Raw genomic sequence first — 8,429 nt, 5'->3', positions numbered from 1 at the left:
GCTCGCGGCAGGCCGACTGCGCGGCGGCGGCCGTCCCGGTGCGGACCGCGTCGGCGTGCCCGGTCCCGGCCGCTCCGGGCAGGGCCGGCAGCGCCGCGCCCACCGCGACGCCGAAGAACCCCGCGATGAGGAGCAGCAGCCTCCGCCGCAGCGGCGTGTCCACGGCCGCGGGCGGCCCGGTCACGGACGGCCCGTTCACAGGCAGCCCTCGAACTGCGGCACCTCGACGTTGGTCTTCTCCAGGCCCGTGCCCGCGAACCACTTGCCGACCAGCCGCGCCGCGGTGCCGTCCTGGTACATCCGGGTGATGGCCCGGTTCAGCGCCTCACAGCCCTCGGGGTCGCCCTGCCGCAGGCCGATGCCGGTGTTCTGCTCGCCCAGCCTGGCGTTGATCAGGCGGTACCGTCCACCGCCCGCCTTCCGGGCCAGCCCGGCCAGGATCACGTCGGTGGTGGTGATCGCGTCGACCGCGCGGGAGTCCATCATCTCCATGCACTGGTCGTAGTCCTTGGCGCTGCGGACCTCGGCGGTCATCCCGGCGAGGGCCTGCAACCGCTTCACCGGGTCCGCGCCCTCCACGCCGCAGAACGTCCGTCCCCTCAGGTCGCGGACCACCTTCACGTTCCGCGCGTCGGAGCGGACGAGGACGTCCTGGTAGGACACGAAGTAGGGGCCCGCGAACGCGATCTTCTCCTTGCGTTCCGGCGTGACCGACAGCGTCGCCAGCACCAGATCGGCCCGCCCGGAGGTGAGCACCGTGATCCGGTCGGCCGCCAGCACCGGGACGAACCGGATGCTCTTGCCGAGCCGTCCGGCGACGTACCGGGCCACGTCGATGTCGAAGCCCTCGAAGGTGCCGTCCGGTTTGCGGACGCCCAGTCCCGGCAGGTCCGGGCGCACCCCCACGACCAGCGCCTGCTTGTCGAGCAGCGAGTCGCCGCCGGTCTGCCCGCACGCGGTCAGCGCGCCGCCCAGCACCCCGGCGGCCAGCAGCAGGCGCGCTCCCCGCCCGGTGATCGTCTGGATCACGCCCGCACCCCCGCCTGCCCGCCCGCCCGACCCTCTGTCAGCGATGATGCCGACTCCACCACCACAGTCAAGCCCTTCGCAAGATCAGAACGGTTGCAGTCCGAGCACGCTCCACCGCAGCCCGGGCCGTCCGAGCAGGTCGCCGCGGGTCCCCCGGTGTACGACGTGCAGCCCGTTGACCTCGGCCAGCGCGACCGTCTCGGCCACCGGGACGTCGAACATCCGCCGCGCCGGGGGCACCGGCCCGTGCCGCAGGGTCAGCACGACCCGCCCCCCGGGGACCAGCAGCGACGCGACGCTCTTCATCGCCCGCGCCCGCTCGTCCCCGTCGAGGTGCATCCACACGGCCGACAGCAGCACGAGGTCGAACCGCCGCCCGCCCCGGTGCACGGCCTCCAGCTCGGGCAGCGCGTCGTCGATCCAGGTCACCGGGGCGTCGGCGTGCAGCCGGCGGGCGCGTTCGCGCAGCTCGCGGGCGGGCTCGACGGCCACGACCCGGTGGCCGAGCCGCGCCAGGGCGGCGGCGTCCCGCCCGCTCCCGGCCCCGACGTCCAGCACCCGTCCGGGCGCGTCGGGCAGCAGGTGGAGGACGTCGGCGTGGACGTCCTCGAACGTGAGCGTCTCGTACTGCCGGACGAGGACGTCGGCCGCCTCGTTGTATCCGGCTGTTCCAGCGATCCCGGGCATGGCCGTTCCTCGGTCGGGTGCGAAGCCGATGCTATGCCTCCCGCCGCGAGCGCGCCGGACCCTTCGGAAAGCCGCCGGTACCGGAACCGTCATGGCGACACGGTTGAATGGCGCTCCCCGACCGAGAGCACCCGATGAGCCACTTCCCGCAACACGCCTCCATCTACATGGTCCACCTGCCCGACGAGGACGCCGCCCGCGAGATGGCCCGGATCCTGACCGAGCGCGGCCATACGGCCGTCTCCGTGCGCGAGGGCACTCCCGACCAGCCGTTCCACCGCTTCTACGAGTTCTCCTGGAAGGTCACCGGCATCGACGCGGGCCCCTACCCCGACGACGACGAGCAGTGGTGGACGGCCGTGGAGACCCGGATCGTCGAGACGCTGGCGGCCGAACGCGGCGGTTCCTCCACCCTCATGCGGGCGGCCCCGGAAACGGCACGGAACCTGGTCCCCGGCGGGACCGACGCCGACCGGCCCCCGGCCGAGGCGCGGGCCGCGCGCCTGGCCGCCCTGTCCGGCGAGCCCGCCCGCGCCCCGCGACCCGTCATCACCTACCGGCTCGACCGCCCCGCCTCCGACGGCCCGTCCGGGATCCCCGTCGCCCTGCCCGGCCTCGACGACGTCGGCTGGCCGTCACTCGAACACGCCTACGGTTCGGCCGAGGACACCCCGGACATCCTGCGGGCGATGGCGGCGAACGACGAGGGCTGGGACGAGGCGACGTTCGAGTACTTCAGCGCCATCGTCCACCAGGAGACCTGCTACAGCGCCACGCCGCCGACGATCCCCTTCCTCGTCCGCATGGCGCGCGCTCCGGAGATGACCCTGGAGTACCGCCTGGCGCTGCTGGCCGACCTCGCCTACATCGCCTCCTTCGACCCGTCCCCGGCCGCCGGGGAGGAGCCCGCCCCCACCGCGCACGCCGCCCGCGCCTGCCGTGAGGTCATCGACGCCCTCCCCTCCCTGCTGTCGCGCTGGCCCGAGGCCGCGCCCGTGGAGCGGGCCTGGCTGATCGTGCTGGGCGCCCTGTCCCCCGCCGCCGCCGCGCCGCTGCTCCCCGCGTTCGAGGGCTTCCGCCGGGGGCTGGAGGGTCCGAGCCCCGCCCTGGACCTGGCCCTGGCGCTGGCCGCCGACGACGAGGACCGCGCCTGCGGCCTCGTCCTCGACTGCACGACCTGGGACGAGGACATCTCCTGGCACCTGGCGGACGACACCCCGCTGCGCCACCGCCACCTCGCGGTCCTCGCCCGGCTGGCCATGGCCGAGCTTCCGCCGCGGGGGTGAACCGGGGCGGCCGGGTACTACGCTGCCGTCCGTGACCGTGAACGTCGGAGTGGTGGTCCGGTACCGCAAGGCCGTGACCTACGGGGTGCACGCGCTGCTGGCGGCGCTGGAGACCGCCGGGACCGAGTGCGAGATCCGGTTCGGGACGACGCCCGAGGAGACCGCCGCCGAGATCACCGCGTGCGGGGCCGACCGGATCCTCGTCCTCTGGTCGTTCTACTCCCCCGACGCCGAGGCCATGGCCGCCGAGCTGGCCGCCGTCCGGGAGCTGGCCGACGACCCGCGAGCCCTGCACATCGCGGGCGGCGTCCACGCCACCGCCGAGCCGCAGCACGTCATCGACTCCGGCTGGGACCTGGCCGGGATCGGCGAGGGCGAGTCCACGATCGTCGCCCTGGTCGAGGCGCTCCGCGCCGGGACGCCGCTGACCGCCGTCCCCGGCCTCGCCCTCCGCGACGACGACAGTGTGGCCCTGCGCACGGGCCCGGCGCCGCAGCCGCCGCTGGACGCGTTCCCGTCGTTCCCGGCGCCCCGCCGCACCGTCGGGCCGATCGAGATCACGCGGGGCTGCCGCTACACGTGCCGGTTCTGCCAGACGCCGTTCATGTTCGGCGGGAGGTTCCGGCACCGCTCGGTCGACGGCGTCCGCGAGCACGTCCGGCGCATCACCGCCCACGGCCTGCGCGACGTCCGCTTCATCACCCCGACGTCCCTGTCCTACGGCTCCCCGGGCCCCGACCCCGACCTGGACGCCGTCGAGGAGCTGCTGGCGGCCGTCCGGGAGGAGCTGCCGCCGCACGGCCGGATCTTCTTCGGCAGCTTCCCCTCCGAGGTCCGCCCCGAGCACGTCACCCCCGCGGCGATGCGCCTGCTCAAACGGTACGTCGCCAACGACAACATCATCATCGGCGCCCAGTCCGGCTCCGACCGCGTCCTCGCGGCGTCCGGCCGGGGCCACGGCGCGGACCCGGTCCGCGACGCCGTCCGCGTCGCCGTCGCCGAGGGCTTCCGCCCGAACGTGGACTTCATCTTCGGCATGCCCGGCGAGGACGCGACCGACCAGAGGGCGTCCCTGGCCCTGGCCTCCGAGCTGGCCGACCTCGGCGCCCGCATCCACACGCACACGTTCATGCCGTTGCCGGGCACGCCCTGGCGGGACGCCGAGCCCGCGTTCATCCCGCTGGAGACGATGCGCGCGCTGGACCGCCTGGCCCGGCGCGGCGACGCCTACGGCCACTGGCGCAAGCAGGCCGAGCACTCCGCCCGCTTGGCCGAGACCGCCAAGGCCTACCCCCGCCGCGCACCGCGCCGCCGCGTCTGATCCCGTCCCCGCCCCGGATGGTGATCTTCTCGGCGCTCCGTGTAGCGGGATGTTAAGGACTGATCAAATCCGGCGGCGCCGCTCTGGTCATTCCCGGCACGGCACGGCTTCATGAGGGCGAACAGGACGAAGGGCCGTCCGGAGCTCCTCCGGAAAGCGTTATCCGAGGTCGTTCGCCCACCAGGCCCAAGGCCCCGCCCGGGGCCGGACCAGAGAGGAACGCCCATGCGCGGACCATGGAAGCCGTCCCGGACCGTCGTCGCCGCAGTGACCGTGCCGCTCCTCACCGGCGGCGTCCTGACGCTCGGCGCGGCACCGGCCTCCGCCGCGACGACCAGATGCAGCGGGTGGCAGCAGCACACGCTCCCCGTCGTCGGGAAGATCGCGGTCAAGACCTGCGTCCAGAAGGAGGGCTACAACCACAAGGCGTGGGTCCACGTCGAGTGGTTCCGGACGTACGGCGGCACGGACTTCGACGGCGTCAAGGTCAGGGTGCGGCTGGAGCGCAGGAACAGCACCTACAAGTCGAAGACCTGCGACTACACCAAGGTCATGAACCAGTACAAGCTCGGCAAGCGCAACTGCACGACCGCGCGCGTCTTCTCCACCCAGAAGGGCGGCTGGACGGCCGACGGCTACGTCGACCTGAACTTCAACCTCGACGGCAAGGGCTGGAAGAGGTGGGAGCTGAAGGGATCTCCCTCCGTTTCCTGAGTCCACGGGAAGGGATTTGTGGTATCTCACGGTAGATGGGAGGAACGCGGGGCCCAGCGGTCCGGCAGGGCAGGTCGAAACGCTTCGACTTCGGCGGGCGCCGACCGCCCCGGCGCGGATGACGGGGGACGGGGGACGGCGATGCGGGTTCTGCTGGTGGAGGACGACCGGAGGTTCGCGACCTCGCTGGTCAAGTCGCTCCGGCAGTGCGGCTACGAGATCGAGCACGTGGTGGACGGCCGCGCCGCGCTGGCCGCGCCGCCGTGCGACCTGGTCCTGCTGGACCTCGGCCTGCCCGACCTGGACGGCATGGAGGTCTGCCGGCGGCTCCGCCAGCGCAGCGAGGTCGCGATCATCATCCTGTCGGCGCGCGGCACCGAGCGCGACCGGGTGGCGGGCCTGCGCGGCGGCGCCGACGACTACCTGGTCAAGCCGTTCGGCATCGCCGAGCTCCAGGCCCGCGTGGACGCGGTGCTGCGCCGGGCGCGGCCCCGGCACGAGGGCGTCCGCGTCCTCGGGGACCTGCGGGTCGATCTGGACGCCCGGGTGGCGTCGGCGCACGGCCAGGAGATCAGGCTGACCCCCAAGGAGTACACGCTGCTGGCCGTCCTGATCCGCGAGCAGGGCGTCGTGCTGATGCGCGAGCGGCTGCTGCGCGAGGTGTGGGGGACCGGCTGGCAGGGCAAGTCGCGCACCCTGGACGTGCACATCTCGACCCTGCGCACCAAGATCCGCGACGTCGCGCGGGTCGAGGTGGTGCACGGTGTCGGCTACCGGCTGGTGCCCGCCGGGGACACGGCCCGGAGCGCCTGATGCGGTGGCGGCTGCTCGGAACGTTCCTGACGCTGATCGTCGCCGTGCTGGGGGTGCTGAGCGTGCCGCTCGCCACGGCGGCCGCCTCCCGTGACACCCAGGCGATGTTCCTGGACCGGGTCAACGACACCATCCGGTTCGCGTCGATCGCGGAGACCGCGCTGCGCACCGGGCAGACCATGGCCCTGCGGGCGGAGCTGCGGCAGTACGAGCAGCTGTACGGCATCGGCGCGCTCGTCGTCGGGCGCGACGGCGAACCGGTCCTGGTGTCGGGCACCGACGTGGACCCCTACGCGCCGCGCGTCCGCGCGAAGATCGACGAGGCGCTGTCGGGGAACCGGTCGGCCACCACCGAGGTGTTCTGGCCGTGGAGCCGCGACCCGCTCATCGTCGTGGAGCCGATCGCCCGCAACGGCGAGGTCATCGGGGCGGCGCTCACGCTGTCGCCGACCGACCGGCTGCGCGCCACCACCCTGCGCAACTGGGCGACCCTGGCCGGGGAGTGCCTGGCGGCGCTGCTGGTCGGCGTGCTCGCCGCCTCCCGGCTCACCCGCTGGCTGCTGCGCCCCGTCCACGAGCTCGACGCCGCCGCGCACGCGCTGACCGAGGGGCGGTTCGGCGAACGCGTCGGCTTCACCTCCGGCCCCCGCGAGCTGCGCAACCTGGTCACCTCGTTCAACGCCATGGCCGAGCAGATCTCGATGCTGATCGAACGGCAGCGCGCGTTCGTCTCCTACGCCGGGCACCAGCTGCGCACGCCGCTGGCCCGGCTCCGGCTCGCGATGGACAACCTCGCCCCCCAGACGCTGCCCAGCGGCCGGGAGGACCACCAGATGGTGATCGAGGAGATCGAGCGGATGGCGCGGCTGTACGACGCGCTGCTCGCCTACGCGCACGCCGACGCGGCCTCGACCGAGCTCGGCCCCATCGACATGGCGGAGGTCGCCGACGCCCGGGCCGCCGCGTGGCGGGACGTGGCGGCGGAGGAGGGGGTCACCCTCGTGCGCGAGGGAGAGGGACCGGCGGTCGCCCTGGCCACCGCCGACACCGTCGACCAGGTGCTGGACGCGCTGATCGACAACGCGGTGAAGTTCGCGGGGCCGGGCAGCACCGTCACGTTGCGGGTCGAGCGGCCCGCCCCGGAGTGGGTGGAGGTGCACGTGGTCGACAACGGGCCGGGCATGGCGCCCGACGAGCTCGGCCGGGCGGCCGAACCGTTCTGGCGGCATCCCCGGGACCAGAACCTCGACGGCTCGGGGCTGGGCGTCACCATCGCCACGTCCCTGGTGACGGCGGGCGGCGGGTCCCTCGACCTGCTGCCCGCCGAGCCGCACGGGGTGGACGCACGGATCCGTCTCCGGGCGACGCGATGACGGGCCTCCGGCGCAGGACGCTGCTGGCACTCCCCCTGATGGCCGCCGCCTGCGACCTCGCCCCGCCCCCTCCCCTGGACCGCCTGACCATCGCGACCGGCGGGCAGGGCGGCGTCTACCACACGCTCGGCACGGCCTACGCGGCCGCCGCCGCGCGCCGGTGGCACGCCGACGCCCGCGTGCTGACCACCGCGGCCTCCGTGGAGAACCTCCGCCTGGTCGCCGACGGGCGCGCCGACGTCGGTTTCACGACCGTGGACTCGGCGGCGCTCGCCGTCCGGGGCGAGGGGGCGTTCACCCACCCGCTGCCCGTCGTGGCGCTGGCCGGTCTCTACGACGACTACCTCCAGGTCGTCGTGCGGGCCGACGGGCCGGTGCGCGAGATGACGCACCTGCGCGGCCGCCGGGTGTCGACCGGGTCGCCGGACTCGGGCACCGAGGTGGTGGCGACCCGCGTGCTGGAGGCGATCGAGCTCGACCCCGACCGAGGGATCGACCGCCGCCGCATGTCGGCGGCCGACTCGGCCGAGGCGCTGCGCAAGGACGAGATCGACGCCTTCTTCTTCACCGGCGGACTGCCGACGCCCGCCGTCGCGAACCTGACCGCGGCCACGCGCATCCGGATCCTGTCGATGAGGCACATCGTCGACGGGCTCCAGCAGCAGTACGGAGAGGTCTACCAGACCCGCTCGATCCCGGCGAACACCTACGCGCTCGGCGAGGAGGTCATCACCGTGGGGATCGCCAACGTGCTGGTGGTCCGCTCGGACATGGGCGGCGCCAAGGCGCGGGCGCTCACCGCCCTGCTGTTCGACGCGAAGCCGACGCTGGTGAAGGCGCACGCCGAGGCCCGCCGCCTGGACCACCGCACGGCCACCGCCACCTACCCGGTGGCCCTGCACCCCGGAGCGGCCCGGTACTACCGCGACTCCAAGGTCATGGTCACCCACCGGGGCCGGTGAGCCACAACACAGTCACAGACCGAAACGACTTGTTAAGGACACCTCAATTTCCGTGCCCAACCATGGCGGGCCCGGGCCCCCTCGCGGTTATCTAATGGCACCTCCGTGGTGGTGCGGTGAAAACCGCCGTTATCCCAGCTCCGCCCGCGGTCGGTGTACGTTCCCAACACCGGCCGCGGGCAGAGCCCACGGATTTCGCGACGAAACAGGCCAGTGGCCGTCCTTTTTCGTTCGTACGGTTCCA

At 73.5% G+C, this 8,429-nt stretch carries 9 protein-coding genes; 6 read left to right on the top strand and 3 right to left on the bottom strand.

The window, feature by feature from the left end; genetic code table 11:
* The 3 genes from AKI01S_RS18490 to AKI01S_RS18480 all read right to left on the bottom strand — a co-directional run.
* Positions 1-184: hypothetical protein (locus AKI01S_RS18490; RefSeq protein WP_157419925.1), on the bottom strand; the 184-nt coding region annotated here is incomplete at its 3' end.
* Positions 185-195: 11 nt separating this feature from the next.
* Positions 196-1,029 carry a transporter substrate-binding domain-containing protein gene (locus AKI01S_RS18485; RefSeq protein WP_245681682.1) on the bottom strand — a complete coding sequence of 278 codons (834 nt, stop codon included), beginning with the start codon at positions 1,027-1,029 and terminating at the stop codon, positions 196-198.
* Positions 1,030-1,113: 84 nt separating this feature from the next.
* Positions 1,114-1,716, bottom strand: coding sequence for a class I SAM-dependent methyltransferase (locus tag AKI01S_RS18480; RefSeq protein ID WP_067818960.1), 603 nt, complete (start codon positions 1,714-1,716; stop codon positions 1,114-1,116).
* Between the two features lie 134 nt (positions 1,717-1,850).
* Between AKI01S_RS18480 and AKI01S_RS18475 the strand changes: the two genes are divergently transcribed.
* From AKI01S_RS18475 to AKI01S_RS18450, 6 genes are all read left to right on the top strand, one after another.
* Complete coding sequence (locus tag AKI01S_RS18475) at positions 1,851-3,002, top strand: hypothetical protein (protein ID WP_067818957.1); 1,152 nt, start codon at positions 1,851-1,853, stop codon at positions 3,000-3,002.
* Between the two features lie 31 nt (positions 3,003-3,033).
* Positions 3,034-4,323 carry a TIGR04013 family B12-binding domain/radical SAM domain-containing protein gene (locus tag AKI01S_RS18470; protein ID WP_245681681.1) on the top strand — a complete coding sequence of 430 codons (1,290 nt, stop codon included), beginning with the start codon at positions 3,034-3,036 and terminating at the stop codon, positions 4,321-4,323.
* A gap of 225 nt (positions 4,324-4,548) precedes the next feature.
* The gene (locus AKI01S_RS18465) at positions 4,549-5,037 is read left to right on the top strand and encodes a hypothetical protein (RefSeq protein WP_157419924.1); all 489 of its coding nucleotides are present in this window, start codon (positions 4,549-4,551) and stop codon (positions 5,035-5,037) included.
* A 141-nt stretch (positions 5,038-5,178) separates the two neighbouring features.
* Positions 5,179-5,850, top strand: a complete 672-nt coding sequence (locus AKI01S_RS18460) for a response regulator transcription factor (protein ID WP_067818949.1) — start codon at positions 5,179-5,181, stop codon at positions 5,848-5,850.
* A complete protein-coding gene (locus AKI01S_RS18455; protein ID WP_067818946.1) occupies positions 5,850-7,223 on the top strand; it encodes a sensor histidine kinase in 1,374 nt (457 codons plus the stop codon). The genes AKI01S_RS18460 and AKI01S_RS18455 overlap by 1 nt, the downstream gene beginning before the upstream one ends.
* Positions 7,220-8,185, top strand: coding sequence for a TAXI family TRAP transporter solute-binding subunit (locus AKI01S_RS18450; RefSeq protein WP_067818943.1), 966 nt, complete (start codon positions 7,220-7,222; stop codon positions 8,183-8,185). Before AKI01S_RS18455 ends, AKI01S_RS18450 begins: the two co-directional genes overlap by 4 nt.
* The last annotated feature ends 244 nt before the right edge of the window (positions 8,186-8,429 follow it).

It is taken from the genome of Actinomadura kijaniata NBRC 14229 (assembly GCF_001552175.1).
Classification (GTDB): Bacteria; Actinomycetota; Actinomycetes; order Streptosporangiales; family Streptosporangiaceae; genus Spirillospora; species Spirillospora kijaniata.
This window is presented reverse-complemented; position numbering and strand designations above follow the sequence as displayed.

Excerpts from the sequence above, each read along its gene's own strand:
- AKI01S_RS18455 (WP_067818946.1), top strand. The coding sequence starts at position 5,850 with ATGCGGTGGCGGCTGCTCGGAACGTTCCTGACGCTGATCGTCGCCGTG.
- AKI01S_RS18460 (WP_067818949.1), top strand. The coding sequence starts at position 5,179 with ATGCGGGTTCTGCTGGTGGAGGACGACCGGAGGTTCGCGACCTCGCTG.
- AKI01S_RS18450 (WP_067818943.1), top strand. The coding sequence starts at position 7,220 with ATGACGGGCCTCCGGCGCAGGACGCTGCTGGCACTCCCCCTGATGGCC.
- AKI01S_RS18465 (WP_157419924.1), top strand. The coding sequence starts at position 4,549 with ATGCGCGGACCATGGAAGCCGTCCCGGACCGTCGTCGCCGCAGTGACC.
- AKI01S_RS18475 (WP_067818957.1), top strand. The coding sequence starts at position 1,851 with ATGAGCCACTTCCCGCAACACGCCTCCATCTACATGGTCCACCTGCCC.
- AKI01S_RS18480 (WP_067818960.1), bottom strand. The coding sequence starts at position 1,716 with ATGCCCGGGATCGCTGGAACAGCCGGATACAACGAGGCGGCCGACGTC.